The sequence below is a fragment of the Kribbella sp. NBC_00359 genome (assembly GCF_036097425.1).
Lineage (GTDB): Bacteria > Actinomycetota > Actinomycetes > Propionibacteriales > Kribbellaceae > Kribbella.
The window spans coordinates 382,331-409,245 of the sequence record NZ_CP107975.1; the positions used below are offsets into that span (position 1 = coordinate 382,331).

Genomic DNA, 26,915 nt, shown 5'->3' on the forward strand with positions numbered 1-26,915 from the left:
GTTGTCTGAGGAGCAGCGGGTCGCGGCGGTATCGTTGCTGGAGGCCGGTTGGGTCAGGCGTGCGGTCGCGACACGGCTGAGTGCGGGTGAGTCGGCGGATGGCCGGTTGTATGGCCGGTGGCGGGTTCGAGGTAGGGGAGCGTTGGTGGCCAAGCCGATGAAGCGGTCGGTCTCGTTTGAGGTTGTACGGCGTTTCCGGGCCGGTAAGTCGAAGCTCGCTCTCGCGCAGGAGTTCGATCTGTCGTCGCCGAAGCTGGTCAAGACCCAGGCCCCGGAAGTACCGCGACGAGGGCGAGGACGGGCTGCTCATACCAGGGCCGGATCCGGCGCAGGATGACGTTCAACAGGGCCAGGCCAGTGAGGTGGAGCAGCTTCGCCGCGAGAACGAGCGGTTGCGGGCGGAGACCGCCTACCTGGGAAAATTGCGGGCCTTGAGAGCGCACGAGCGACGGTGAGGGCGCGCAGGCCGTCATCGCTCTCAAGGCCGACCATCGCCTGGAGGTGTCGCTGGAGGTCGCCGGGTCGGCCCGGTCGACGTTCTTCTACCATCAGGCCCGCCTCGCCGTGCCTGATCCACAGGCCGGGTTGAAGGCCGCCGTCCGGGACGTGTTCGAGGAGAACAAGGGCCGCTACTGGCATCGCCCGTGTCCACCGCGAGCTGGTGCACGCCGGGTGGCGGGCCGCGAAGAAGACAGTCCTCAAGCTGATCCGGCACCTCGGGCTTGTCTGCCTGGTCCTGCGCCGCCGCCGCTACAACTCGTTCAAGGCGAGGTCGGCACGGTCGCCGAGAACCTGCTGGGCCGCGACTTCACCGCGACCGTCCCGAACCAGAAACGGGTCACCGACGTCACCGAGTTCAGCATCGGCGAACGCAAGATCTACCTCTCACCGGTCATGGACCTGTTCGACCGGCCGATCATCGCCTACTCCGTCAGCGACTCACCCAACCTCGCGCTGACCAACTCCTCACTCACGCAGGCACTCGCGGCCCGCGCACCCGGCGACACACCTGCCCATGCCCTGCTGGTCCATTCCGATCAGGGATTCCAGTACCAGCACCCCTCCTGGTGGGCCCTGCTCACCGACGCGGGCGCGACCCGGTCGATGTCCCGCAAGGGCAACTGCCTCGACAACACCGTCACCGAGAACTTCTTCGGACACCTCAAACACGACTGGAGGGCCTGAGGCCGGTGCAATACCGGACCCAGACCCTCGCGGCCCAAGCTCCTCTCAGCCAGTCCAACCTTCGAGGACCAGTTCACAAACGTCGGCTTGGAAACCTCACTCTACGCCGAACCCAGGGCCCTTCTCCACTCAACTGGCCAGCACGTATTTCACCAAATTCCAGTGTGACAACGAGCTAGTGCCGCGCGTCGTTAGTTGATTTACGGTTGGTGTTTGGGACGATGAGGCATGGCGAATCGTCCTGCTGCTGCGTTGGTGTTGCGTGAGGGTGACGAGGAGGGGTTGGTTGCGTTGACGCGGGCGTCGAGTGTGCGGGCCGGCCGGGCACAGCGGGCCCGGATCGTGTTGCTGGCCTCGCAAGGGGTGTCGAACTCCAGGATCGCGGAGCTGGTCGGGGTGTCGCGGCCGACGGTGATCGGCTGGCGGGATCGCTATGGCGAGCGGGGGCTGGCTGGGCTGGACGACGAGCCGCGTGCGGGCCGGCCGCGCTCGGTCGATCATCGGGGCATCGTCGCGGCGACGTTGACGCCGCCGCCGAAGAAGTACGGCGTCACGCACTGGTCGTCGCGGCTGCTGGGGCGGCATCTGCGCATCGGGGACGCCACGGTGGCCCGGGCGTGGCGCGAGTTCGGGGTGCAGCCGTGGCGGTCGGAGTCGTTCCGGTTCTCCACCGACCCCGAACTGGTGGCCAAGGTCACCGACGTGGTCGGGCTGTACTTGGCGCCGCCTGACAACGCGGTCGTGTTGTGTGTGGACGAGAAGTCGCAGATCCAGGCACTGGACCGCACGGCCCCGATCCTGCCCTTGCAGCCCGGGCTGGCCGAACGCCGCTCCCACGACTACGTCCGGCACGGCACCACGACCCTGTTCGCCGCGCTCGAGATCGCCACCGGCCAGGTCACCGCGGCCTGCAAACCCAGGCACCGGCACCAGGAATTCCTCGCGTTCCTCAAGCAGGTCGCCCGCGCCCACCCCGACCGCGAACTGCACCTGGTCATGGACAACTACGCCGCCCACAAACACCCCCAGATCAAGGCCTGGCTGGCCGACAACCCCCGCGTCAGCGTCCACTTCACACCCACCCACGCGTCCTGGATGAACCTGGTCGAGGTCTGGTTCTCCATCATCGAACGCCAAGCCATCCACCGCGGCACCTTCCGATCCGTCAACGATCTCAACACCAAGATCCGGGCCTTCATCACCGGCTGGAACGACCGATCACACCCCTTCACCTGGACCAAAACCGCAGACCAGATCCTCAACAAAGCCAACCGTCAGAAGACCTCCGACGCGCGGCACTAGTACTCCAGCCGTAGTTCGTGATCTGGCGGTGTGGCGGTCCCGGACGTAGCGCAGCCACCGGTTGATGATCTCGGGTTGTGTGGACTCAAGACGGTCGCGCGGTGGCTGCGTGCCATAGCGTAGACCCTGATCGGTGGCGGCGTTGTTTCGACGAGTTGGTGGGGCGGATCGCGTCGCGGTTCGTCCGGGTTGAGCCGCGTCGGCGGCCCGGGTTGTTCCTGCTGGGGTTGCTGGCCGGGTTGCCGCGGGTGAACTGCTGGACGATCGCCGAGCACGCCGGCGAGGCGGCCCCGGACGGCATGCAGCATCTGCTGGCTCGGGCGGTGTGGGACGCCGACGCGGTGCGTGACGACCTGCGGACTTACGTGGTGGATCATCTCGGTGACCCGGGCGCGGTGCTGGTGGTCGATGAGACCGGCGATCTGAAGAAGGGCGTCCGCACGGTCGGGGTGCAGCGCCAGTACACCGGGACCGCGGGCCGGATCGAGAACGCGCAGGTCGGGGTCTACCTGGTGTATGCCGCCACGGGTGGGCATGCGTTCATCGACCGGGCCTTGTATCTGCCGAAGTCGTGGACCATGGATCCCGAGAGGTGCCGTGTCGCCGGGGTTCCTGGTGACACCAGGTTCGCCACCAAGCCCGCGCTCGCACGGGAGATGGTCACCCGCGCGCTGGATGCCGGTGTCCCGGCGTCGTGGGTGGCTGGCGACGAGGTGTACGGCGGTGACTCCAAGCTGCGGATCGCTTTGCAGGAACGAGCGATTGGTTACGTGCTGGCGGTGGCCTGCGATCATCAGATCACTACACCGGCCGGCAGGCACCTGGCCAAGACCCTGGCCCGCCGGCTGCCGTCACGCGCCTGGAACCGGCTCAGCGCCGGCGTCGGCGCGAAAGGGCACCGCTGGTACGACTGGGCCCTGATCGACATCGCGGTCGCCGACACCGAAGGACGTGGCACTGTCGGCGATCAGGCGCTGCTGATCCGCCGCTCGATCAGCACCGGTGAACTCGCGTTCTACCGCTGCTACACACCTACCCCGGTCCCGCTGGCCACTCTCGTCGCGGTGGCCGGGCGCCGGTGGACGATCGAGGAGTCCTTGTGCGCCACGAGGCGCCTTGTCATATTCCCCATCCAGTGGGGAGGAACTCGGAGGGAGGTTCTTGGGTCTGATGACTTACCTGGCGCCGAAAGGTTAAGGGGACAACAGCATGTCAGCGAACCAGTGGCCGGGTCCAGGCGTATGGGACGGTGCGCTGGGAAGACCCGCGCGATATGGCGAAAGCTGGATTGCCTGAAGCCTAATCTCCAGACGATGAAACTTCACATCCACCGGAAAGACGTCTGAAACCGGTGTTACGTCCTGCGTCGGCGTTGAACGATAGCCGAGGCAACCTCCGGGGCGGGAAGCGATGTCCAGTGAGGACATTCAAGGAGATGAGTGGGCCGTCTACGTCGCGCTGCACCGTATGACAGGGACGAACGTGGGATCGCCTACGGGGCGCGAGCCCTACGGCGACGCAGTTCCCGTAGTAGTCGCAGGAGTCACGACCTGCCAAGGAGGACGGGAAAGCCGTCTGCATGGGCGAAGGGGAACAGGTGATCGGACACCATCAGATCGGGAGGTATGCGAAATGCAGAGCGCCGAAGCGGTGCTGGGTGTCCTCCGTGAACGCGGCAGGCGTGGCCTGCCATGTGATGAGCTGTATCGGCAATTGTTCAACCCGCAGTTGTATCTGTTGGCCTACGGACGTATCTACTCCAACCACGGGGCGATGACGGCCGGGGCCACGAAGGAAACCGTGGACGGCATGTCGCTGGGCAAGATCGGCCGCATCATTGATGCGATGCGCAACGAGCGCTACCGATTCAAGCCCGTGAAGCGGGTCTACATCCCGAAACGCAACGGGAAGTTACGCCCGCTGGGGATGCCAACCTGGTCGGACAAGCTGGTCGGCGAGGTAGTGCGCCTGCTGTTGGAGGCCTACTACGAGCCGCAGTTCTCCGACCGTTCCCACGGGTTCCGTCCTGGCCGGGGCTGCCACACCGCGCTCTCCGCGAGGTGGCCAACACCTGGACCGGGACGAACTGGTTCATCGAGGGAGACATCTCCGACTGCTTCGGATCTCTTGACCACGAGGTCATGGTCACGACGCTGGCGGACAAGATCCACGACAACTGTTTCCTGCGGCTGGTGCGCAACATGCTCACGGCCGGATACCTGGAGGACTGGGTCTACAACGCCACACTGTCTGGAGCGCCGCAAGGCGGCGTGGCGTCTCCGGTCCTGTCCAACATCTACCTGCACCGATTGGACGCCTTCGTCGAGACAGTCCTCATCCCGGAATACACCCGAAAGGAACGCAGGGCCCGCAACCCTGCCTACCTGGAGGTCGCGGCCGCGCTCGCACGCGCCCGCAGGCGCGGCGACCGTGTCGAAGCCCGGGGGCTGCGCAATCGCATGCGAAGCCTGCCAAGTCAGGACCCTCACGATCCCGACTACCGACGGCTGCGCTACATCCGCTACGCCGATGACCACCTGCTCGGGTTCACCGGACCCAAGGCTGAGGCCGAGGAGATCAAACAGCGCCTGGCGGCGTTCCTGCGCGACGATCTCGCACTGGAACTTGCCCAGGACAAGACGCTCATCACGCACGCCAGAACCGGCGCGGCACGATTCCTCGGCTACGACATCACCGTCGGACACGACGATCGGCAGTTCACCCGCGGCAAACGCGCGGTCAACGGCCAGATCCAGCTACGCGTGCCCCCGGCGGCAATCAAAGCCAAGAGCGCCCCCTATCTCATGCGCGGCCACCCCGCGCGGCGGCCCCACCTGATCAGCCGTGACGACTACGACATCGTCAGGATCTATGGGGCGGAGTATCGGGGCATCGTCCAGTACTTCTTGTTAGCCGGCAACGTTCGCCTACTGCACCGGCTGCGCGGGGTCATGCTGACCTCGATGCTGAAGACGCTGGCCTCAAAGCACCGCTCGACGGTGTCGAAGATCGCGGCCAAACACACGGCCAAGATCCAGACCCCACACGGGCCACGCACGTGCTTCGAGGCCATCGTCGTACGCGGCAAAGACAAGAAGCCACTGGTCGCACGGTTCGGCGGTATTCCACTCACACGGCAGAAGACGGCCGTCCTCGACGACCGTCCCGGAACGGGTCATCTACCCCCGCAAAGAGCTGGTCACCCGGCTCCTACAGGGCAGATGCGAGCTCTGCGACCAACCCGGCGAGATGCAAGTCCATCACGTCCGCACCCTCGCCGAGCTCGCCCCACCCGGACCAGCCCAACCCGGATGGAACAACCTCATGGCCAAACGGCGACGCAAAACCCTCGTGGTCTGCGCCGCCTGCCATGACCACATCCACACCGGGACACCAGTCGCAACACTCACGGAACAGTCACTGGAGAGCCGGATGCCTGGAAACAGGCACGTCCGGTTCGGCGGGAGGCCGCGCGGAAAAGGACCTGCACACCACAGACACCTCGCCGCGCGGCCCACCCAACCCCAAGCAGGTAAGGGATTGACCGGGCTGGACGAGCACCAGGTCCGTCGCTGGACCTCGTGGCACCGCTGGACAATCCTCGCCATGCTCGCCCATGCGTTCCTCGCCGTGATGACTGCCACCGCACGAGCCGAAACCCCTTCACCACAAGGGCTCATCACGCTCACCGCCAACGAGATCCGCCACCTGTTCACCCGACTCGTCAACCACACCCAACACGGCATCCGACACCTGCTGCACTGGTCACGATGGCGACGCCGCCACCAAGCCCGCGCACGCGACAGCCACCACCGCCGTCAGACGGTCCAACTCGCCTGATCACGAACTACGGCTGGAGTACTAGGAGCGAAGACTCCTCCCCGCGATCGGGAATGAGTCCCGATAATCTTCACCGCCCGGGTTCAACTGGATGGCCCCTTGCACGTCGCCGCCGGTGTTAACGGTTACGACGAGCACGGCACCGAGATCATTGGCCTCGGCGGCGACGTGCTAGGCACTGCCCTGGAAGATGGCGGACTTCCAGGGATTGGTCCACAGGGAAAGTCCGGGTGTGGTTTGCAAAGTATGCATGACCCCTTGGGGGGAGGTCGCGATCACGTCGAGTCTGCCGGTGCCGTCACGGGCCACCGCGACCTCGCCGGCGAGCATCTCATCGGAGAGTTGATTGCCGGGCGGAGGGGCGGCGAAGGGCACGAGTGTGAACCAGGCGGCCGAGTTCACCGACGCCTGCTGACTCCTCCAAATACGTCCATGGGTGTCGACGGCGAACACATTGACGATGCCGTTACTGTCGGCTTCCGCGGCGACCGAGGTGAACGCGGGCAACGGTGCGTTGTCGAGACCTGTGAACTGCTGCCACGCCGAGAAGGCCGGGGTGATGCTGGGGTTGATGCTGGCGTCGGGGTTGGTTTGGGGAGCGTGCCAGACCTGACCCTCCTTGTTCACACCCACCAGTTGCAGCAGGCTGTCTTTCTCGCGGGCCGCAGCCACCGACCGCAGCCGGCCGTCGATCTGCGACGGCCCGGTGAACGCCGGAGGATTGGCGAGGGACAGTTGCCGACGCTGCCACACCTCGTCCGTGTCCGCCTTCACGCCGAGGAGCTCAAACCGCCCGTCCCCGAGGTTATCCGCACCAACGGACAACCAATTAGGGAAAGCTGAGTCATCCCAGCCGTTCCAGGACACACCGCCTGGCACCTTCTCCGTGTTCATGTACATCAACCCATGAGCGTCGGTCCCGAACGCCGCCAGCCTCCCAGTGGTGTTGTTCTTCGCGAGGGCGATCGAGGAACCCTCGGTGGTGGGCGGGACGAACAGCAACTTGTTGTTGGGCGCGTCGACCGGCAGGCCTTTGATCAACCCCAGAGTGGAGTTGGCATCAAGCTGCGCGGCAACCCGGGCGGCGAGCTGAGCAGCCGGCACCGCCGCAAACTGCCCATCGCTCAACAACGGCGCCACCGCACCTGTCACATACGCCGCCGCGAACGCTGTGCCGGTAAACGACTTGTTTCCATTGGGATCGACAGAATCAGACATGAGGCTCTGGCCGGGCGCCCAGATGTTCACGCACTGCCCGAAGTTGGAGGTGGGCAGGCGAGTGTCATCCGGCCCGACCGCCCCGACAACAATCGCGCCAGCCGCCCAGTTAGGACTACTACAGGGATCGATGCCCTGGTCACCAGCGCCGCTAACCACCGGGATACCCGCCGCGATCGCACTCTGCTCCGCAGCGATGATGTCATCCAGGCCACCGGCGGGACAAGGAGCAGGTTGACCCGACCCGTCGAAACACTCCCGGTTGAGACTGAAACTGATAACCGCCGGCCTGATCGCGTTCTGCCTCACCCACTCGAACGCGCTGACAACGTCATCTCTCTCAGATTGTTTCTGACAGTTGAACGCGCGCACCGACACCAGCACGGCCGTCTTCGCGACACCGAACTTATCTCCACCGATCAAGCCGGCGACAGGCGTACCGTGGTTCGCCGCCGGGCAGTCACTGGAATCCGGCCGGCTAGGCGCCTCCGTCGAGACCTTGTTCGGACCGAGCACAACACGGCCGGAGAAGTCGGCATCGCTCGGATTGATTCCACTATCAATGACGTAAACATGGGTTGTCACCGCTACGTCGGTTGACGCTGCGGGGGTCTTATAGTCGTAGGTGTCGGTCAACCCGAGCGCGCGTTGATCGAGCCGGTCGAGACCCCAGTGCGTACCACTGGCCAACGGCGGAGCTAGCTGCTCAACGCCGGATGACAGCATGCTATTCGCCTGGACAGTGGTGACGCTGTGCGCGGCTTGCGCGACGGCTCCCACGAGCGCAGAACCACTCAGCGTTACCCCTGCTAAGCCTCAATCCGTGGAGCCGCTGAGTTGATGGCCGTTGGTGCGGGCGGTGGCTGGTTGGCTGTTGATGGGCAGCGTTGGGGTGCTGGTCTGCCCAGCCTTTCCACGTTGATTGTCCGGTCGGTGCCGTGCGGCAGGTGGTCGAGGGTCAGGCGGTGATCGGCGGTCCGGTCGCGATTTGGAACACCTTCGTCCAGAGAGTGGTCCAGTGCTGGGCCCAGGGCCAGTGGGCGGGCAGGTGCAGGACTGGGCGGCGTTGCGGTCGGGCCAGCCGGGCGGGCACGTTGACGACCTGGCGGCGCAGCGTCGTGCCGCGGGCGACGGCGTGACTCGGGCTGGTCAGGGTGCCGGCGGCGCGGAGCAGGTTGTGGGTGATGGCCGCGCAGATCGCCCAGGCGCTGTTGGCCGCGAACCGGCCGGAGGGCAGGTGGGCCAGCGGTCCGTCGATGAGGTCGGCGAACACGGTCTCGATGATCGCGTGCCGGCGGTGGGTCAGGTCCGCGGCGACGACTGGTTCGGTGCTGTTGGTGAGGAACGGGTGGTAGCGCCAGACCGGGAACAGTTCCTCGGTCTTGGCGCGGTCGCGGACCCGGCGCACGACCAGCCGCGCGGTGACCGGGTGTTTGGTGGAGGCGAACGCGGTGAACTCGACCTCGGCGACCTCGGCGTCGGAGATCAGCTCACCGGTGTCGGGGTCGACGACCGCGCCCGGGTAGTGCACCGGCGTCCACGCGTCGTCGCCGATGGCGCCGATCGCGGCGCTCACCGCCCGGTTCTTGGTCAGCACGACCGAGAACCGCACCTTGGCCCTCACACACGCGGCGACGACCGCGCTGTTGCCGTAGGCCGAATCGCCGCGCACCAGGATCTCCCCGGTCGCCCCGGCGGCGCGGGCGGTGGCGATCGCCTCGCGCACCATCGACGCCGCGCCCTTGCCGGAGCCGGCCTTCCCGGCGCGTAGCCGGATCCCGGCCACCACCGGAGCACCCTGCTCGGTGCTGATCGTGGTGGCCAACGGCGATAAGCCGCGGCGCAGTACCTGCCGGCCGGCGATCTTGGTGTGCCCGAAGCTGGCGCCCTGCTTGGCGTGCCCGTAGACCGGGCGCAGCAGCGAGTCGATATCCACATACGCCCGGGTCTCGATGCCGGGCAGCAGCCCAGTCCGCTCAACCAGGTTGACCAGATGCGCGCGGGCGACCGACGCCAACTGCAGGCCGTGGCCGTGGGTGAACTCCCGCAGGAACTGGCCCAGCGTCGCCGGCGCGTACACCTCGCCGAACAACCGCGGCATCCCGCCGGAGCGGATCACGTCCAGATCGTCGATGCAGTCCGCTCCGGCCGCCATCCCCGCGATGATCGAGGTCAGCTTGCCCGCCGGATTCACCCCGGCCGACGCCACCGCCGACGCGGTGATCGCAACCTTGCCCGAGACCAACTCCGACAGCCCCGCGCGCTCCGCGAGCGCCATCACCGGCACCAACCCGACACACGACACGAGGTTCTCGTCATCGAACAACAGCTGCGCTCGCGACCAACCATCAGGTAACTTCACTGGCAGTGCCTTCTTGGATCGTGGGAATCGGGACCTAGACAATCCAGATTCTCCTGATCCAGAAGGCACTCTCACGTTCAACGCACCGGACCGCGCCCCACCGGTCCACGGATCGAGGCTTAGAACGACGCTCGAAGTCGCCGAGGGCACCAGCGCCAGATGACGGCTTCGATCTCCCGGCGTCGTTCGGAGAACAAGCCGTTGTCGGCGGCCTTGGTCAGCAGGTCGCGAACGGTGGTTTCTACTGACGGTTGCGACACTTCGTCCTGGACTGCGAGGTTGTGTTGTCGTCTCGCCGCGTGAAAGGAGGCCCGGCCAGCGTCCGTTGTCGTCGGCGCGGCAGCGGTTCGTGGAGTTGCGGGTCGCGGCTCGAGCATCATGGCCGAGGCCGCGAGCGCCACCGCCCGAGGCGACGCCTCGCACTCCCGCTGCAACAGTGCCGCTGCTGGTCGTGGCCACCGGACCATTCATCGGTGAACGATTCGGCTGCCCCGCTCTCGACACCCTGTTCCTCGCCGCACCCTTCGCGTTCAGGGGGACGCCTGTCCAATACGCGGGCCGCGTCCTCCGCGCCCTCGCAAGACCACCGCCGAAGTCCACGACTTCCAACACAAGCGTCCTGGCCTCGTCACTAGCCAAACACGCACCCGGCTACACCGGTCTCGGCTTCCCCGACCCCCGCCGATCAGTATCACCCCGATGAGATGAGGTGATTCCCGTCCATGGACACCCTACCCGACCGTCGAGCGGACGATCGCGGATCTGATCGAGCTCGGAACCGATCTGTCGGTGAGGCACAAACTCCGCCACGACGAACCTGACCGACCAGAGCGGCTCTCTGGTCGCCGGTGCCGTGCGTGGTGCGGTGCGCACCGACAAGGTCGTGGGCCCCGGCGGGCTCGCGTCGTACCTCGCCCCCCATCGCTGCGCGACGCAGGAGTGAAGGCAGCTCCACGGCGAACGACCCGTTCGATCTGGCCGCCGTGAGCCCGGAAGGATGGGCCGTGGGTGAGCATGATGGCTGCGCCGACTAGCGATTCCTGGCGTTGGCGATCAAAGACCCTGCGAGGAGGCTGCGCAGCACGCAGACCCCGGAGTCAGCTCCACTAGTGTCGACGCCAAGGTCCCGCAGCCTGGCCCGGCGGCGCAGTGCGGCGCCCTGCATGCCCGTCGAGATCCTGATCGGATCTTCGGGCGAGGTCCGAAGTCGTGCATACCAAACCGCACCCCTTAACCTCCTCGCAGGGTATGATTTGATACGTGACGCCTGTGGATCCACCTCGCGCACGCCAACGGCTGGCGATACTGCCGCCCACTTTCACCACGGCGCAGGCGCGCCGGGCCGGCGTGCCGTCACGGGATCTGGCGACGCTGGTCAGCGAAGGCGCTGCGCTTGAACTCTCGCGCGGTGTCTACCGGCGGTCCGACGCCCCCGAGACTGCGCACCTCGATCTGCTGGCTGTACACACACGAGCTTCCCACGCAGTCATCTGCGGCGAGTCCGCCCTCGCGCTTCACGATCTGATCGACGACATACCGGCTGCTGTACACATCGCCGTACCGCGTGGCACCCGCCGTCCGGCGATCTCCTACCCGCCCATCGTCGTCGCGCAGTACGCGGCCAAGACATTCGACCTCAACATCGAGCAGTACGAGGCGGCGCCAGGGGAGTTCGTGCCGGTCTACGACGCAGCCCGGAGCGTGGTCGATGCCATGCGCCACCGCAATCGCATCGGCCAGACACTGGCCATGGCGGCGCTCGGCCAATACCTGCGTACCAGTGGGCCCGACGGGGTCGGGGATCTTCAATACATCGCGCGCGAACTGCACGCCCTCTCCGTCATCCGGCCGGCTGTCGAAGCGGTGCTCGCGTGATGGTCAATCCAGCCCGTGACACCACTGCGGGTCGCGTCTACAACAACGTGCGGAACTCAGCACGCCGGCAAAGGCGCGCCACCGACGAAGTCATGGTCGAGTACGTCCTCGAGCGATTTCTATACCGGCTGCCACATCTCCAGCTGGCCGCGAACACTTCGTTCTCAAGGGCGGTCTGCTCCTGGCCCAGTTCGGCGCACGCCGCATGACGCGGGACATCGACATTCTCGGGCAATCCTTCACCGGCGAGGAAACCGGGATCATCCGACGCATCAGGGCGATCGCGCGACCGAAGTCGACGACGGCGTCGCGTTCGATGGCGCAAGCCTGAGAACCGCGCCGATTTGTGAGGACGGCCGCTACCACGGGCTCCGACTCGTGATGCCTGCCTCGATTGCCCGTGCGCAACTCAAGCTCCGACTCGATGTCAGTCTCGGCGATCCCATCACCCCCGAGCCCCAACTCATCGCATACCAACAACCGCTGGACGCCGGGACTTCACTATTCTCGGCTATCCACTCGCCACCGTCATCGCCGAGAAGCTGTCCACCGCTGTCGAACTCGGCGACCTCAACAGCCGCGACCGCGACTACGGCGATCACTATCGCCTGCTACGTGCAACATCCTCCGCGCCGACGAAGTATCCACCGCTCTCGGAGCCACGGCAACGTACCGACGGATCACCTTGCGACCACTCAGCTCGAGCATCTTCGATCTCCCCCAGCAACGACAGCCCTCTTACTCCGCATGGCTACGACGTCAAGCGCCAGCCGCTATCGGCTACCAACCAGATTCGCGGATGCGGTCGCGGTGGTCACAGCCTTCGCGGACCCACTGATCAGCGGCGAGGCTCGTGGCAAGGACTGGGATCCAGAGAACGCTCGGTGGACCTGACCAACGCGTCAAACCCCCGGACCGTCAGGTAGACGTTTCGACACGTCCGTCAACGGGCGACCAACCGGGCTACGCACCCTTTTACACACCTGAATCAGCGAGCAGCACTGCGCAGGCACGCGAGTCCATGCGCACTCCGAATTCGAGAAACCGCAGGTCACAGGCAACATTTGCGAGCCAACAGCAATCGTCGATCAGTCTCCGGTGGAAATCAGCGGATTCGGGGTTCGAGTCCCTGGCGGCGCACAAAAGCCCAGGGCACGAGAGTGCCCTGGGCTTCTGTGTATCCGGCTCCCATGCTTTATCCCATGCTTTTGACCTCCGGCCGGTTGTTGAGCGCGGCTTCCAGAGCTGCCGCCGCTGCCGGGTTCTTCGCCCGGCGACCCATGTAGACGTCCTGGGTCAGCGAGGGGCGAGCGTGCCCGAGCTGGTCAGCGATCTGCCGTGCGCTCTGTCCGGCGTCGTCCAGGATGGTCGCCGTCGTCTTGCGGAACGAGTGTGACGTGCTCCACGCCAGGGCGTCAGCCTGACTCCCCTCGGCGGCCTGTGTGGCGAGGTCCATCAGTTCGGCTCGGACGCTACCCGCGACGCGGTACAGGTTGAGCAACGTCGCAACGGCGGGCATCTCCAACCGGATACGAGCGGTCTCGACCAGACTGGCGCGGGACTGTGGCCAGCCCAGCTTGCTCGCCGTGTCGGCCTGCGATAGCCCGGCTGCTCGTCGCGCCTGGCGGAGTCGTCGCCCGAGCTCGCGGCGCGCCTCGCTGCCGATCGGTGATCGGGCCTCCCTCAGGTCCCGCCGCACGTTGGTCGGATCGCGGTAGTCGCCGTCCGCGTTGGCAAAGACCGGCGCGTCCATCCGACCGCCGGTCCCAGCCTGAAGAACGATGGCAGGCCCCGGCAGGTCCGTCCGCCAGCCGGCGAACACACGAGCGAGCGTCCTGCTTATGTGGTTCCTGCGGTTGGCTGCTTTCCCGTGCCTGCCTGGGACTTGCACGTTCAGCAGCGCCCGCGGCGGCGGCGATCGAGAACGGCGAACGCCACGCGCCCGGCCGATGCGGACGATTCCATCGTCAACCTCCAGGGTCGTTTCCAACTGCTGCGGCACGATCCGGTGGGCGGATCGTCCGGGCGGTGGGTAGTGCATACACCGCGGCACCGGGAAACTGGGCGCCCGCGAGCCGCCCAGTTCGGGCCGCGCCCGGTGTATATACCGGGCAGAGGTACGAGGCGTGCGGGAAGGAAGGAGCGCAGGATGGTGACAGCCGATCTTCTGTCACGGGCGCGGGCCGGGGACGGCGAGGCGTTCCGGGAGCTGGCCGGGCCGCACCGGCGGGAGCTGCAGGTGCATTGCTACCGGATGCTCGGATCCTTCGCCGACGCCGAGGACGCCGTCCAGGAGACGATGCTGGCCGCCTGGCAAGGCATCGGCGGGTTCACCGAGGAACGCGCGTCGCTGCGCACCTGGCTGTACAAGATCGCCACCAACCGGTGCCTCAACACGCGCCGCGCAGCGAGCCGGCGCCCGGCCAGGGAGTGGGACGTGTCGCAGTTCGAACCGCCCGTGCCGACGCCGCGCGACGAGGCCGTCTGGCTGCAGCCGTTCCCGGACGCCCTCCTCGAGGGTGCCGCCGACGTGCCCTCCGGGCCGGAGGCCCGCTACGAGCAGACCGAAGCCATCTCGCTGGCCTTCGTAACCGCCCTGCAATTGCTGCCACCGCGCCAGGTGGCCGTCCTCATCTTGCGCGACGTCCTCGGATTCCACGCCAGCGAGGTAGCCGGCATGCTGGAGGTAACCGTCCAATCGGTCAACAGCGCCCTCAAACGAGCCCGCGCTAGCCTGCAGCGCCGCCAGCAGCCGGCCGCCGGCCACCAGCCGCCGCCCGCCGCCGGCTCGCCCGCCGAGGACGCGGTCGTGGCCATGTTCGCTCGCGCATGGGAGTCGGCCGACCTCGACGCGCTGGTGGCCCTGCTGACCGACGACGTCTTCATCGCGATGCCTCCGGAGCCCTTCGGATACGAGGGCCGAGAACTCGTCGCCCGCTACTGCGCCCGCCAGTTCGCCGCGGGCCGCAGGTTCGACCTTGTGCCGGCCCGAGCCAACGGCCAGCCCGCGTTCGGGGCATACCTGCGCGGCCCGGCCGGAATCCGCCACGCGACCGCCTTCTACGTGCTCACCCTTGCCGGCGGCCGGATCTGCGGCATGACCCGCTTCGAGGCCAGCGTGCTGCCGTGGTTCGGGCTACCGCGATCGCTCCCCAGCCGATAGCCAGCACCGGGCCATGGAGAGGCTGCACGCGCCGAACGAGTTCTTCCGCGTCCGCGGGCTGCGCGGCGGGATGCGGGCCTGGGAGGAGCTGCGGCGGCTGCTGGCCGACGCGCCCGCACCGGCCCGCGAGCCGGGAGGGCGACGACGGCTGAGACGCATTGACCGACGAGGAGGCAGCGATGGCATCTGACCGCGAGGACCGGCTGCCGCCGTGGCTGCTGTGGAGTGAGCGCCCGTTCCCGGACACGGACCTGCTCCGCCGTACCGCTGCCTGACGCTCGTCCAAGGAGCGGCTGTCGCTCCGATCGGAACGGAGGAACTCATGCATCCCTACATCGGCAAGGCGATGGCCGAAGCCCGCCAGAACGAACTGCTCGCTCAGGCGGACCGGCATCGTCTCGTCCGCGCGGCGCGAGCCGGTCGGACGTCCTGGCCCGTTCGATGGCTGCACGCGCTACGCCGGCATTCGTCAGGCGGTCTTCGACCATCCGGAGGTGGCAGCCATCGAGTCACTCCAGCGGTGAATCAGGGCCGGACAGGTGGTTCGGTGGAAGAGTGCGGCCGTGCCGCGGTGGCGGCCTCGCGGGCCCGGCAAGCCCTAGACGACGCGGTGCGCGAGGCGCGCGAGAACGGCGCATCCTGGACAGAGATCGGCCGGGCCGCAGGCATGAGCCGCCAATCCGCGCACGAACGCTGGGGACGATGAAAGCAGCACGCAGGCCCCGAGCTGGTGCGCTCGAGGGTTTCGTCGGGTGTTGTTCTGACGACAGATCAGGGCTCGATACGGCCGCCGGACTTCGGCCAAGCCGCAAGGCCCTTGCGCAATCTGCGTATACGAGGTGACCGACGACACCGTGCGGGTGTGGTCTCTCGGCAAGGTCCCTCGCCGAGCCGACGGCAGCACGACGAGCCGGCGCGGCTCGGTGTAGCGGCCGATCACAACCTCCGGATGACGAAGCGTCCCGAGGACGCCGCCGACGATCGCCTCGACCGTGTCGCGATGCTTCACCTTCAGCCACTCGCGCCGACCACCCACGTACCGCAGCCCGGCGCCCTTCATTCAGTTCCGTTACGAAAATGACGGTTCGAAAGATGTCCTACTAGGGGCACCGATGTGGATCACCAGTTCTTCGTCGAGAGCAGACCGGATGGGAGTTGCTGTTCGGCGGTGCGGGCGGTGTCGGGGACGTGTCGGCAGCCAGGGCAGCCCTTGGCGACGGCCTGGCCTGCTGGGCTCGGCGCACGGCATGATCGCTGCGTTCGGGGCAGGTAATGGCGGCGAACCATCGGAACAGCGGTGCTGGCGCTAGATATACCTGGTTCCGCGCAGGTCGCGGGGGTGCACGATGAAGTCATGCAGGACACCGCCGGTGTCACCCGCTCCGGTAGCCGGGGCCGGCCGGGGCGGATCCACCCGCTCGGCGACTGGCTGCTGGTCGCGGCCGTGGCCTTGCTCCACCTGCTCAACCCGCGGATCGGTCCCGGCGAGCCGGAGCAGCAGGGGACGTCGATCCTGCTGAGCGCGGTGTGGCTTGGTCTGGTACTCGTTCAAAGTGTGCCGTTGCTTTGGCGACGACGGCGTCCCGCGGTGGTGCTCGTGGTGGTGTCGGCCGCGTGGGTCGTTTCCCAGGTGGTGTTCGGGCCGTCGGCACCGTTCGGGCTGTGGGTCGCCTTGTACGCAGTGATCGTCTACGCGACCCGACGTACGGCCGAGGTCGCCGCGGCGGCTGCGACTGTCGTGGTCGCGGCGCTCGAGCTCGCGCAGGTCGGCCGAGACGGTCTGCGCTTGGATGACGCGCTGCCGATGGTTGTGGTGACCTTGGTGGTCGGGATCGTCGGTTTCGTCGTCGCGGACCGCCGTACCCGGAGCGCGGCACTGCGCGACCGCGCCGAGTTCCTCGAGCGGGAGCGCGAGGCGCTGTCACGTCAGGCGGCTGCTGAGGAGCGGTTGCGCATCGCTCGAGAGCTCCACGACTTGGTGGCGCACAGCCTCACCACCATCGCCATTCAGTCGAGCACCGGCAGGCTGGCGCTGCCGCAGCATCCGGACGTGGCACAGCGTGCGTTGGCGACGATCGAGACGACCAGCCGCGACGCCAGCCGGGAGATGCGGCAGTTGCTCGGCGTGCTGCGACAAGGCGACGACACCGCGGCTCAGCTGGATCCGACTCCAGGGCTGGCGAACCTCGACGATCTGGTCGGCACGATGCGGCGCGCCGGCGCGGACGTGCAACTCACCGTCGAAGGCGCCCGCCGACCGCTCGCCCGCAGCCTCGACCTGGTCGCCTACCGGGTGGTGCAGGAAGCGCTCACCAACGTCGTCAAGCACGCCGGGCACCCGGCCGCAGCCGCGGTCCTCGTGCGGTACGACGACGACCACCTCGTCCTCGAGATCACCGACGACGGAGCCGGAAACGCGAATCCCTCCGACGGCCACCCAGGTCTCGGCATCGTCGGGATGCGCGAACGGGTGACCACGCTGGGCGGACAGTTCACCGCCGGCCCCAGACCGGTGCGGGGATTCCGTGTGGCGGCTCGGCTGCCGATCCGGGCAGAGGACGAGCCATGACGATCCGCGCCGCGCTGGCCGATGACCAGCCACTGGTCCGCGACGGCTTTCGCGCCCAGATCGCTCTGGTCGACGACATCGACCTCGTGGCCGAGGCCACGACCGGCGCCGAGGCGATCGAGGTCGCCCGCAGCTGCCGGCCCGACGTACTGCTGATGGACGTCCGGATGCCGGTGATGGATGGCATCGAGGCCACTCGGCGGATCACCTCCGACGAGCGGTGCGGCGGTGTGCGTGTGCTCGTGCTGACGACGTTCGACCTCGACGAGTACGTGTACGCCGCGCTGCGGGCCGGGGCGAGCGGCTTCCTGCTCAAGGACAGCCTGCCGGAGGACCTGTTCGCCGCGATCCGCCTGATCGCGGCCGGCGACGCGCTGCTGGCTCCCGGCGTGACGCGCCGGCTGATCGCCGAGTTCGTACGCCGCCCCGAGACACCTCGGGCCCGCCCCGCGGAGCTGGCGCGGCTGACCGACCGCGAACGCGACGTACTCGCCCTGATCGCCCAGGGCCTGTCCAACAGCCAGATCGCGGACGGGCTCGTCGTCAGCCCGGCAACGGTGAAGACCCACGTCAGCCGCATCCTCGCCAAGCTCGCCGCCCGGGACCGCGCTCAGCTGGTGATGCTCGCCTACGAGAGTGGCCTGGTCGTACCGCGCGACGCCTGACGCATACATCTGCGGATGTAGTCGTGGACCCAGCGGCCTACGGTCAGGATCGGATCCGAGGCCGACGACGCACGAGTTCACGATCCGTAACTTCGAGGACATGACCGAGATCGCCCTCAGGGGCCTCACCAAGAAATACGGCGACGTGATCGCCGTCGACGATCTCACCGCCGACATCCGAAGTGGCCGGGTCACCGGCTTCCTCGGCCCCAACGGCGCTGGCAAGACGACCACCCTTCGCATGCTGCTCGGGCTGGCCCGTCCCACCTCCGGCACCGCCACCATCGACGGGGTCGCCTACCGTGACCTGCCCACACCGACCCGTCGCGTCGGCGCGGTCCTCGACACCGGCGTGTTCCACCCGGCCCGCACCGGCCGGAACGCCCTGCGGGTCTACGCGACCGCCGCCGGCCTTGATACCGCCAGGCTGGACGCCGCACTCGACACGGTCGAGCTGGGACGCGCCGCCGGGCGACGCGTCGGCGGCTACTCGCTCGGCATGCGGCAGCGGCTGGCGCTCGCGGCGGCACTGCTCGGCGAGCCCGACGTACTGGTTCTCGATGAGCCGACCAACGGGCTGGACCCCCAAGGCGTGCACTGGTTGCGCGGTTTCATCCGCACGTACGCCGCGGGCGGCGGGACGGTGCTCGTCTCCAGTCACCTGCTCGCCGAGCTGACCAACACCGTCGACGACGTCCTGATCATCAACCGCGGCCGGCTCGTCGAGCACGCATCACTGGCCGAACTGACCAACGCCACCACCAGCCTCGAGGCTCGCTTCCTCGAACTCACCACTGAGAGACCATCATGACCGCACTGCTCCGGGCCGAGCTGACCAAACATCGCGGGCTGCGCCTGACCTGGGTGATGCTGACCATCGCGATCACCCTGTCCGCAGGTCTCACCACGGCGATCGCCATCGTGGCAGGCAGCCACGGTTCCGCACCGCTCGGCCGCGACGACCTGCGCGGCCTGGTCTCGATCCCCGGCCTCCTCGTCGCGGGCATCGTCTTCGTGCTCGGCGTGCTGTCGTCGGCCGGTGAGTACCGGCACCACACCATCACCGCATCGCTGCTCGTCACCCCGCGCCGGGGTCACTTCCTCGCCGGCAAGTACGCCGCTGCCGCCGTCGTCGGCGCCGCGTTCGCCGCTGTCACGCTCATCGCGTCGTACGTCGCGACGGCGATCGTGGTGCTCGTCAAAGACCTGCCCGTCGACCTGCTGACCGCAGACGCCGCCGTCACCGCGCTCGGGGTCACGATCGCAGCCGCCCTATTCGCCTTGGCGGGAGCCGGCCTGGGTGCGCTCGTACGCAGCGAGGCCCTCGCACTCATCACGGCAGTCGCGTGGTGGTTCGTGATCGAAGGTCTGCTCCCTGGTGCGCTGCGCGAACCCGGGCTGGCGAAGTACCTTCCGGCGGCCGCCTCGAGAGCCCTCATCCAGGCAGGTGTCCCGGTCGTCGACGGAACCGTCGCCGCCGCCACGGGTGGGCTGCTGGTCGCGGCGTACGTCGCCGCCATCGCCGTACCGGGTGTGCTCCTCACGAAGCGACGAGATGTCGGCTGAGTTGGGACGTGCTGACGCGGTATGGCCCCTTCACGCGTCGCTGGAGCGGCGGCCACTGGGCCGGGCGCCCACGTCCCACGCCCGGGCCAGCGGATACAGGTGGTCGATCTGCACCTGGTCGAGGTGGCCTTGCGGAACTCGATCCAGCGACCGGTGTAAGGGTCAGCGAGAAGGGTGCCGGCGATGACAACGCATCGGGAGCGACCGCGATACTGCACCGCGGTCAACTGCGCCGCGAGTACGTCGTTGCGCGTGCACCACAGCCTCGTGGCGGTGCGGCGGTGGGTCGATCAGGCCGGCACCTCTGCCGGCGCGTGCGGTTAGCCCTACCGATGCCTCGGGTTAGCAGGTCCAGTGCTCGGGCGTCCAAGTGCGTTGAGCAATGCTGAAGGCTGGGTCTACGGTGGCCATATGAGCCCGGTCCGGGTCGTAGTCGCCGAGGACAACCTGCTGGTGCGCGCCGGGATCGAGGCGTTGCTCTCGACCGAAGATGGCGTGGTGGTGACGGGCGTCGTCAGCCGCTACGAGGAACTCTTGGCGCAGGTGCACCGTGATGAACCAGACGTGGTGGTCACCGATATCCGGATGCCGCCGACGTCGTCGGATGAGGGGATCCGGGCTGCCGCTGCGCTGCGCCGTAGCCACCCGGATGTGGGCGTTGTGGTGTTGTCCCAGTTCCTCGACCCGGCATACCTACTTAGGCTGATAGAGGACGGCAGTAGCCGCCGCGGTTACTTGCTCAAGGAGCGGCTGGCCAGCACGGGGCAGCTGAGCTCGGCCATCCGCACGGTGGCTGAGGGTGGATCGTTCATCGATCCGCTAGTGGTGGACTCGCTTGTCACAGCGAAGGCGCGCAGCCCAGAGACCACGCTCGATCGGTTGACGCCGCGCGAGATGCAGACGCTTTCGGAGGTGGCTGCCGGACGGTCGAACAGCGCCATCGCCGCAGGCTTCGGGGTCACGGAGCGAGCCATCGAGAAGCACATCAACTCGATCTTCTACAAGCTCGGTCTGTTGAAGGACGACAACTCCAATCGACGGGTGTGCGCGGTGCTGATGTTCCTCAGCTGACATGTGGTGGCTTCCTGTCAAGAAGGCGTGGTGAGTCGACCAGCCCCGAAGGTCTGGGTCACGTCGTACCGTCTAGCCACAGCCGTTTGGAGGTGCCGGTCGTGGCCGTTGATGGTGTTGCCAGCACGACCGACAATCGGCGACCCACCATGCCATCCTGAGGGCATGAGTTCAGGTCGCGCCTCGGTCCTGGTCGTGGACGACCTGCCCGCCTTTCGGCGAACGTTGCGCAACGTTGTGGCCGTGTGCGAGCGCTTCGAGCTGGTCGGGGAGGCATCCAGCGGTGAGGAGGCGATCGCGGTGGTGGAGCGGCAGCCGGTCGACCTCGTGCTCATGGATGTCAAGATGCCGGGAATCGGCGGTATCGCCGCGGCGGATCGCATCAGGCGGTGTCATCCCAACGTGGTGGTCGTGCTGCTGTCGGTGACCCCTGAGCACGCATTGCCCGCAGACCTGTTGACCTGCGGCGCAGAGTTCTGTCACAAGGAGCGCTTCGGCCCTGAGGTCCTGGACTCGCTGTGCCGCGACCGCAGCCCATAGTCGGTGACGTCTCACCGCCCGGTGCACGGTGGACCGATCCGACTGGGGTGCGCACCTTCATCCGGGTCAACCTGGCTGCACTCCTGGCGGCCGCCGCCATAGTGGGGGCGGTCCGCGTTTGGCTGGTCTCCACCAACTGGCTCGACCTACTCCTGGTGGCGTTCGTCGCCGTAGCAGTATGCCTCGCTCGAGCTGAGACGCTGGTGAACGCCGACCGGCCAGTGGCCGCCGTCGTGCTCGTTGCGGCCGCGAACTGGGCGATCGCGGTGGCTGCGACCGCGATCGCCCCTTCGGCGTTCAATGTCCTACCGCTCATCCTTCTCCTGCCGTCGCTCCTCGCGGTGCGTTACTTGAACCGCCCGGAGCTCGCGGCGCTCAACGGAGCCACGATCATCGTCACGGGCACTGTCGCCGTGCTGGGCCGGCTGGGCCCGGGGGTGGGCATCGAAGAGCAGACCCCGGACTGGGTACTCAACACCGTGGCTGTGCTGTTCGTCCCAATCGCTGCGGGGATGGCCTGCTTCCTGGCCTGGGCGGACCACACGGCCATGGCCGTGAAAACCCGCGACATGGAGAAGTCGCGGCGTCGGTTGCTCGCCGCCACCGACGCCGAGCGGCGCCGGATCGCGGGCAGCCTGCGACAAGGCCCAGAACGTCAGCTGGCCGACGTGTTCCGGCAGATCCAGCGGCTTCGGGCCGCACGCCCGTCGCACACAACGCAACTGCTGGGCGCGTTGACCGAACACCTGCAAGACGCGAACGCGGAGCTGCGCGAGCTGACGCACGGAATATATCCCCCGCAACTGTCCGAGCACGGCATCGAGCATGCGCTGCGCACCGCGGCACAGCTCTGCTCGATGTCCACCACAGTGAAGGCGACCGGACTGAACCGATATCCGCCGGAGGTGGAGGCGGCCGTCTACTTCTGCTGCCTGTGGGCCTTGAAGGACGCCGAGGCTCATGGGGCGACCAGGGCGGTCATCGAACTGAGCGACGACGGAGAGCTCTCATTCGAGGCCCCCGCACCTCCCCCAGCCGAGCTCGCCGTCGACGGACCGAACCTCTACACCGACACGGCCGATCGGATATACGCGGCCGGCGGGCGTATCCGACTCCACATCAACCCAGACGGCAGCCTGCGCCTGGTCGGGCGCATCCCTCGAACGGCTTTGCACCCCGACACGGTCGTCGACACCTGCGGCTCGTGGGCTCCAGCCTGCAGCAGGCTGGCGAGGCTGTGGTTCTTCTTTGCCAGGCAATGGGACCGAGCGGGCAGAAACGACGGTGCCGAACCGAGTGTGGCCACCGGCGTCAGGGCCTTGGTGGCAGCCTCCGCCGGATCCCTTCCACTCATCGCGGCCGTGTCCGTCGTCGTACCCGATGCCTGGCTGCTCGTCCTGGCAGCGTCAGCCGCTCTGGTCTGGCTGCTGCTCCGCATCGTCCTGCGGTCGGCCAATCGGCTGCCCGACCAGATCGTCGTCGTCGCCGCGGCCACAATCTTTTGCAGCTACGTTCTTGTGGTCACGCTGCTGATCCCCATCACGGCCAACTGCGCGCCGACGATGATGGTGATCCCGGTCATCATGGCCGTGCCGTACTTGCCGCACCGGCGCTTTGAGCTCACCATGGCCGCTACCATCGCAGCCGTGACGATCGCCGTGGTCGCTGGAGGCCGACCTGGCGTAGGTCTCCAGGAACAGGCACCTGCCTGGTTCGCCGACCTCGCCATCATCGAGCTCGCAGTGCTCAACAGCACCCTGGCGTTGTTCTTCGCCTGGGAGAACCAGATCGGCATGTCCGCTCAGAACCGAAGCCTGCACGAGTCTCGGCGGCGGATTGTCGCAGCCACCGAGCGCGAACGCCGGCGCATCGAGCGCGATCTGCACGACGGCGCACAGCAGCGTCTCGTCGCCGCAGCCGTGGAGGCACGGGTCGCTCAACGCCTCCTGGCCGACCAACCCCACCTGGCCGACGAGTCGCTGGGGGCGCTCTCCGCGCATGTGGCCGAGGCGCTTGTCGAGCTACGCGACCTCGCCCACGGCATCTACCCACCCCAACTCGCCCGCGCCGGGCTCGCCAAGGCCCTGGACGCCGCGGCCAAGCGCTGCCCGACACCCGCAATCGTGCACGCCACCGACCTGAGCCGACACACGCCACACATCGAGTTGAGCGTCTATTTCTGCTGCCTCGAAGCGCTCCAGAACGCCACAAAACACGCAGGCGCGACGGCAAGCGTCACCATCAGCCTCACCGAAGAGAACGGCTTGACCTTCGACGTCCGAGACAACGGCCCCGGCTGCGACCCAGCCACCCTCCGTACCGGACACGGCATCACAAACATGCACGACCGGCTCTCCGCAATCGGCGGAACCCTCACCGCCCACACCACGCCCGGCGCCGGAGTACATATTCACGGGCATGTCCCCGCGACCGACGAGAACGGCGATCCGCACACCAACCGCGTCCTTGACATGAAGGCCCGAGCATTGCCGGACCACAACTGATATGTAGTGGCCGCCAGTCAAGGGGGCAGGGTGAGGCGCCTGTCCCGATGGCTCAGGGCGGGCTCCCGGGGCTTCTCTGCGCCTGAGACTCCCCCTGCCTCCAGGCAGCACCGTGCTGCACGGTGCTGCCTCTAGAACCGTCTTCAGTTCAGCGATTGCAGGCCTGGCACATTGACGACGATGAACTCGTTGTCGTCGGCGAGCGAGGGGTTGCGGCCGGTGTTCGGGAAGTTGTTGTCGCACCCGAGGAGGAGCCGCTGTCCGTCGATGACATGGATTGCCTCGATGGACTCGCAGACGACGCCAAAGGGATCGCCGAGGCGAACGTCGCCGGCGTGGATGGGCGGTAGGGAGATGAGGTTCGGATCGGCGATCGCCGTCAGGTCGACGGCTCTGTGCTTCTCGAGGAATCCGTCGGCGCCGACGTCACGAAGGTCGATCACATAGACGTTGCGGAACACCGCCGTGAGGCCCCGCCCGCCGTCACGCTCGATGACCACCATCCGGTGCTGGTCGAGCGCCCACATGTCCGCGACGAGGTAGCCCGGCTGCTCGGTGTGATATTGCCAGACGCGGCCCGTGAACTCGCCGTCATCGATGCTGAACTCGAACAGGAAGCGCCGGCGAGTGTCGGGGTCGACTGCGGTCGACCCCTCGAGGATCGGGTACAGATGCTTCCCGTCGGGCGTCGTCGACATGGCCTCGAAGCCTCGGCTGTTCGGCTGAGTCGCGGTGGCCGGCGGGACCAGGAAGGGGTTGTTGGGCGACATGAGAGATCCCGGCACAGTCGGCTGGACAAGGCTCCCGGGCACCGGGGATGGCGGCTCCTGCAGCACGCCGGTCGCACTGAAGTGCAGGATCCACGGGCCGAACTCGTCACCCATCCACAGATCGCCGTTGTCGGCCCTCTGCATGGACTCGGGATCGATGTCCCCGCCGGTCAGGAGCCGTTGAGTCGTGGGCGCGTTGACGATGGGGAAGCCGATGAGACCGTTCGGATCCCGGAACTGGATGAAATCCTTGACCGTGACCGCGCCGGTACCGCCCTTTGCCGTCTTGAAGTCTGGTTCGATGTAGTACGCGCGGATGACGAAGTCGCTGGAATTGGCCTTTGCGCCGAATCCGTTGTCGGGCATCGCGAGGAACTCACCCGGCGTACGTCCACTCAACACTGACGAGAAGCCCTGGACCGGCTGCGACGGCGTCGGGAACGAGATCCCGTTGATCGTCTGCCCCGCAAAGAACGAACCAGCTGGAGGTCCGGGCGCGTACGTCGCCACAGGCAGCACGGCGCGACCCTCAAGAGTCGGCTCAGGCGCGGAGGCCGACGCGGGGTAAGCGACAAGACATAGCGGGACGACGGACAACGTAAATGCACGCACGAGCTTCATGGTCCACCCCTCGATCTCACTCACTGATGGCTTGACATTGCACCCACCATCTCGCCGCTTGAGCGGGCCGTCGATCAGGCTGGCACCTCCGCCGACGGTTCGGTTAGCCGTACCGTCGGGGTACGGTGCCTTCGTCTGCGGCCACTCCTCAATCGGCCCATAGCTGTGTCTTGCCCGCCTCTCGCAGATCACCACGACGTAGCCGCCGCACGGGCACATACCGACGGGCCACTGCGATCCGGGCCCGGGCAGCCGCGAGCGTCCGGACCTCCTCAGCATGCTTCATCCCAGTCGACTCGGCGACCTGCGCCGCCGACACCTTCAACCCCGCCAACTGCTCGACCCCACCCCGACCCGGTCGGCGAGCCCAGGCTCGACGCGGTGCCCGTTCACGGCGTACCGCCTGGGGTTGCGCTACGACACCGACGCCGGCTGGCGCGTCCTCAACCTCTGGGACTACTTTCCCGAGCCCGGTTGGCCACCCGGCTTGTGGGCTGAGTCTCCCGGCTAAAGGCCCACCTCGCGACCACAGATCAGGTCGTGTCAGGCCGAATCAGAGCGATTCCAGCCGAACACTCGAACTCGGCTACCACTAGGCGATTCCCTTATTTATAAGGCGAAACGCGGAGCGGCCTGGTCAGTTTCCCAAACCGTGCGTCGGTCACTATTTCGGCTTCCCGACGGAGGTTCGATGAGGTGCAAGCCGAGTGCTGCAGGCTCGAGGAAGTAGCTGAGCGCGTGCAGCTCGGCGCGGGAATCACCCGTCGGCGTGAAGCATCTCGTGGGGTCAAGTGAAGGTGAATAGCGTTGGCTGAGTGGTCTGGGCGGGTCGTGACACGGAGTCCGGAGCCTGAAATAGGCGCCTCTGGTAACGGCCGCCGGGCTCAGCAACCACTCGCCGGACCCGTCGTCGTTCTTGGAGGCGTTCGCCGGTCCGTCGACAGCCAGCAGGTTCGCGGCCCCGTCGTTAGCGAAGTCGACGCGCCGCGGTAGCGACCAGTGGGCCGCGCCCATGTCCCACGCCCGGGCCAGCGGGTACAAGTGGTCGATCTGCACCTTGGTCGCGGCGGCCTTGCGGAACTCGATCCGGCGCCCGGTGTAAGGGTCGGTGAGAAGGGTGCCGGCGATGACGACGCATCTGGATCGAGCGCGGTACTGCACCGCGGCCAACTGGGCCGCGAGTACGTCGTTGCGGGTATCGCAGCCGTTGTGGCCACCACGGCCCGCGTGATCGTCGGTCCAGGTCTGCCCAAACTGATCTCGCTCGTAGCCAGGCACCTCGGGCCGGGCAGCGATGACGCGAACCTGGCGAAGTTCAGCAGAGATCAGCTTGGCCGTGCCGGTCGCGGGCTAAGGCGGGAATGCCTGCGAACTGACCACCTCGATGCAGCTGCTCGCGTTCACCGATACTGACGGCAACAAAGAGGAGGCTCGCCGATAGCGAACCCAAACGCCTGCGACCACGGCTGCTCTCGACCGCCGCGCGCGACCATGTCAGGAAGATTGGGGCAGCAGGTTCTCTTCGTGATTTCCGCAACCGGTCAGCGGCAACTCCGATGCCGCGATGGGTCGGCCGACCGAGGATGGACGGCACAGGTGGCACCCACCAAACGAACTCTGAGGTGCAACTGACGGGCGACCAGGGGCGCGTCGACCCACCGCAA

At 67.1% G+C, this 26,915-nt stretch carries 21 protein-coding genes and 4 pseudogenes; 19 read left to right on the plus strand and 6 right to left on the minus strand.

Annotated elements, in window-relative coordinates:
* The first annotated feature begins 501 nt into the window (after positions 1 to 501).
* The 6 genes and pseudogenes from OG876_RS01790 to OG876_RS01810 all read left to right on the plus strand — a co-directional run bounded on the left by OG876_RS01790 (position 502) and on the right by OG876_RS01810 (position 6,327).
* Complete coding sequence (locus tag OG876_RS01790) at positions 502 to 1,185, plus strand: IS3 family transposase (RefSeq protein ID WP_328522952.1); 684 nt, start codon at positions 502 to 504, stop codon at positions 1,183 to 1,185.
* Between the two features lie 228 nt (positions 1,186 to 1,413).
* A complete protein-coding gene (locus tag OG876_RS01795; protein ID WP_328522661.1) occupies positions 1,414 to 2,487 on the plus strand; it encodes an IS630 family transposase in 1,074 nt (357 codons plus the stop codon).
* Between the two features lie 101 nt (positions 2,488 to 2,588).
* Positions 2,589 to 3,581, plus strand: a pseudogene (locus OG876_RS01800) (IS701 family transposase); the annotation flags it as partial.
* A 966-nt stretch (positions 3,582 to 4,547) separates the two neighbouring features.
* Positions 4,548 to 5,510, plus strand: a pseudogene (locus OG876_RS01805) (group II intron reverse transcriptase/maturase); the annotation flags it as partial.
* Between the two features lie 226 nt (positions 5,511 to 5,736).
* Positions 5,737 to 5,799: pseudogene (locus OG876_RS43930) on the plus strand (hypothetical protein); the annotation flags it as partial.
* A 294-nt stretch (positions 5,800 to 6,093) separates the two neighbouring features.
* Positions 6,094 to 6,327 carry a hypothetical protein gene (locus OG876_RS01810; protein ID WP_442914215.1) on the plus strand — a complete coding sequence of 78 codons (234 nt, stop codon included), beginning with the start codon at positions 6,094 to 6,096 and terminating at the stop codon, positions 6,325 to 6,327.
* 171 nt (positions 6,328 to 6,498) lie between these two features.
* Here the strand turns inward: OG876_RS01810 and OG876_RS01815 are convergent, their stop codons facing one another.
* Both OG876_RS01815 and OG876_RS01820 read right to left on the minus strand, forming a co-directional pair.
* A complete protein-coding gene (locus OG876_RS01815; RefSeq protein WP_328522954.1) occupies positions 6,499 to 8,325 on the minus strand; it encodes a S8 family serine peptidase in 1,827 nt (608 codons plus the stop codon).
* Between the two features lie 178 nt (positions 8,326 to 8,503).
* Positions 8,504 to 9,907 (minus strand): IS1380 family transposase, encoded by a 1,404-nt coding sequence (locus tag OG876_RS01820; protein WP_328522955.1) that lies wholly within the window; start codon positions 9,905 to 9,907, stop codon positions 8,504 to 8,506.
* A gap of 1,260 nt (positions 9,908 to 11,167) precedes the next feature.
* On the opposite strand from OG876_RS01820, the gene OG876_RS01825 reads away from it, so the two are divergent.
* The 3 genes and pseudogenes from OG876_RS01825 to OG876_RS43935 all read left to right on the plus strand — a co-directional run.
* Complete coding sequence (locus OG876_RS01825) at positions 11,168 to 11,782, plus strand: type IV toxin-antitoxin system AbiEi family antitoxin domain-containing protein (protein ID WP_328522956.1); 615 nt, start codon at positions 11,168 to 11,170, stop codon at positions 11,780 to 11,782.
* Between the two features lie 121 nt (positions 11,783 to 11,903).
* Positions 11,904 to 12,113, plus strand: a complete 210-nt coding sequence (locus tag OG876_RS01830; protein WP_442914155.1) for a nucleotidyl transferase AbiEii/AbiGii toxin family protein — start codon at positions 11,904 to 11,906, stop codon at positions 12,111 to 12,113.
* A gap of 118 nt (positions 12,114 to 12,231) precedes the next feature.
* Positions 12,232 to 12,708 (plus strand): annotated as a pseudogene (locus OG876_RS43935) (nucleotidyl transferase AbiEii/AbiGii toxin family protein); the annotation flags it as partial.
* A gap of 269 nt (positions 12,709 to 12,977) precedes the next feature.
* Here the strand turns inward: OG876_RS43935 and OG876_RS01835 are convergent.
* Positions 12,978 to 13,535, minus strand: a complete 558-nt coding sequence (locus tag OG876_RS01835) for a helix-turn-helix domain-containing protein (protein ID WP_328522957.1) — start codon at positions 13,533 to 13,535, stop codon at positions 12,978 to 12,980.
* A 396-nt stretch (positions 13,536 to 13,931) separates the two neighbouring features.
* Between OG876_RS01835 and OG876_RS01840 the strand changes: the two genes are divergently transcribed.
* The gene (locus OG876_RS01840; RefSeq protein ID WP_328522958.1) at positions 13,932 to 14,945 is read left to right on the plus strand and encodes an RNA polymerase subunit sigma-70; all 1,014 of its coding nucleotides are present in this window, start codon (positions 13,932 to 13,934) and stop codon (positions 14,943 to 14,945) included.
* 13 nt (positions 14,946 to 14,958) lie between these two features.
* Positions 14,959 to 15,135 (plus strand): hypothetical protein, encoded by a 177-nt coding sequence (locus tag OG876_RS01845; protein WP_328522959.1) that lies wholly within the window; start codon positions 14,959 to 14,961, stop codon positions 15,133 to 15,135.
* A gap of 408 nt (positions 15,136 to 15,543) precedes the next feature.
* Here OG876_RS01845 and OG876_RS01850 read toward each other — a convergent pair whose 3' ends face one another.
* A complete protein-coding gene (locus OG876_RS01850) occupies positions 15,544 to 16,005 on the minus strand; it encodes a hypothetical protein (RefSeq protein WP_328522960.1) in 462 nt (153 codons plus the stop codon).
* Positions 16,006 to 16,299: 294 nt separating this feature from the next.
* Here OG876_RS01850 and OG876_RS01855 point away from each other — a divergent pair, with 294 nt between their 5' ends.
* The 8 genes from OG876_RS01855 (at position 16,300) to OG876_RS01890 (ending at position 23,860) form a co-directional block, all read left to right on the plus strand.
* Positions 16,300 to 17,514, plus strand: a complete 1,215-nt coding sequence (locus tag OG876_RS01855) for a sensor histidine kinase (RefSeq protein ID WP_328522961.1) — start codon at positions 16,300 to 16,302, stop codon at positions 17,512 to 17,514.
* Positions 17,511 to 18,179, plus strand: coding sequence for a response regulator transcription factor (locus tag OG876_RS01860; protein WP_328522962.1), 669 nt, complete (start codon positions 17,511 to 17,513; stop codon positions 18,177 to 18,179). Before OG876_RS01855 ends, OG876_RS01860 begins: the two co-directional genes overlap by 4 nt.
* Before the next feature lie 100 nt (positions 18,180 to 18,279).
* The gene (locus OG876_RS01865) at positions 18,280 to 18,990 is read left to right on the plus strand and encodes an ABC transporter ATP-binding protein (RefSeq protein ID WP_328522963.1); all 711 of its coding nucleotides are present in this window, start codon (positions 18,280 to 18,282) and stop codon (positions 18,988 to 18,990) included.
* Positions 18,987 to 19,745, plus strand: coding sequence for a hypothetical protein (locus tag OG876_RS01870; protein WP_328522964.1), 759 nt, complete (start codon positions 18,987 to 18,989; stop codon positions 19,743 to 19,745). The genes OG876_RS01865 and OG876_RS01870 overlap by 4 nt, the downstream gene beginning before the upstream one ends.
* Positions 19,746 to 19,928: 183 nt before the next feature.
* On the plus strand, positions 19,929 to 20,069 hold the full coding sequence (locus OG876_RS01875) for a hypothetical protein (RefSeq protein WP_328522965.1): 141 nt from the start codon (positions 19,929 to 19,931) through the stop codon (positions 20,067 to 20,069).
* Positions 20,070 to 20,156: 87 nt separating this feature from the next.
* Positions 20,157 to 20,816 (plus strand): response regulator transcription factor, encoded by a 660-nt coding sequence (locus tag OG876_RS01880; protein ID WP_328522966.1) that lies wholly within the window; start codon positions 20,157 to 20,159, stop codon positions 20,814 to 20,816.
* A 195-nt stretch (positions 20,817 to 21,011) separates the two neighbouring features.
* Positions 21,012 to 21,356, plus strand: a complete 345-nt coding sequence (locus tag OG876_RS01885; protein ID WP_328522967.1) for a response regulator — start codon at positions 21,012 to 21,014, stop codon at positions 21,354 to 21,356.
* Between the two features lie 47 nt (positions 21,357 to 21,403).
* Positions 21,404 to 23,860 (plus strand): sensor histidine kinase, encoded by a 2,457-nt coding sequence (locus tag OG876_RS01890; protein ID WP_328522968.1) that lies wholly within the window; start codon positions 21,404 to 21,406, stop codon positions 23,858 to 23,860.
* Positions 23,861 to 24,003: 143 nt separating this feature from the next.
* Here OG876_RS01890 and OG876_RS01895 read toward each other — a convergent pair whose 3' ends face one another.
* Positions 24,004 to 25,149, minus strand: coding sequence for an esterase-like activity of phytase family protein (locus OG876_RS01895; RefSeq protein WP_328522969.1), 1,146 nt, complete (start codon positions 25,147 to 25,149; stop codon positions 24,004 to 24,006).
* A gap of 711 nt (positions 25,150 to 25,860) precedes the next feature.
* Positions 25,861 to 26,529, minus strand: a complete 669-nt coding sequence (locus tag OG876_RS01900; protein WP_328522970.1) for an HNH endonuclease family protein — start codon at positions 26,527 to 26,529, stop codon at positions 25,861 to 25,863.
* Positions 26,530 to 26,915: the final 386 nt, after the last annotated feature.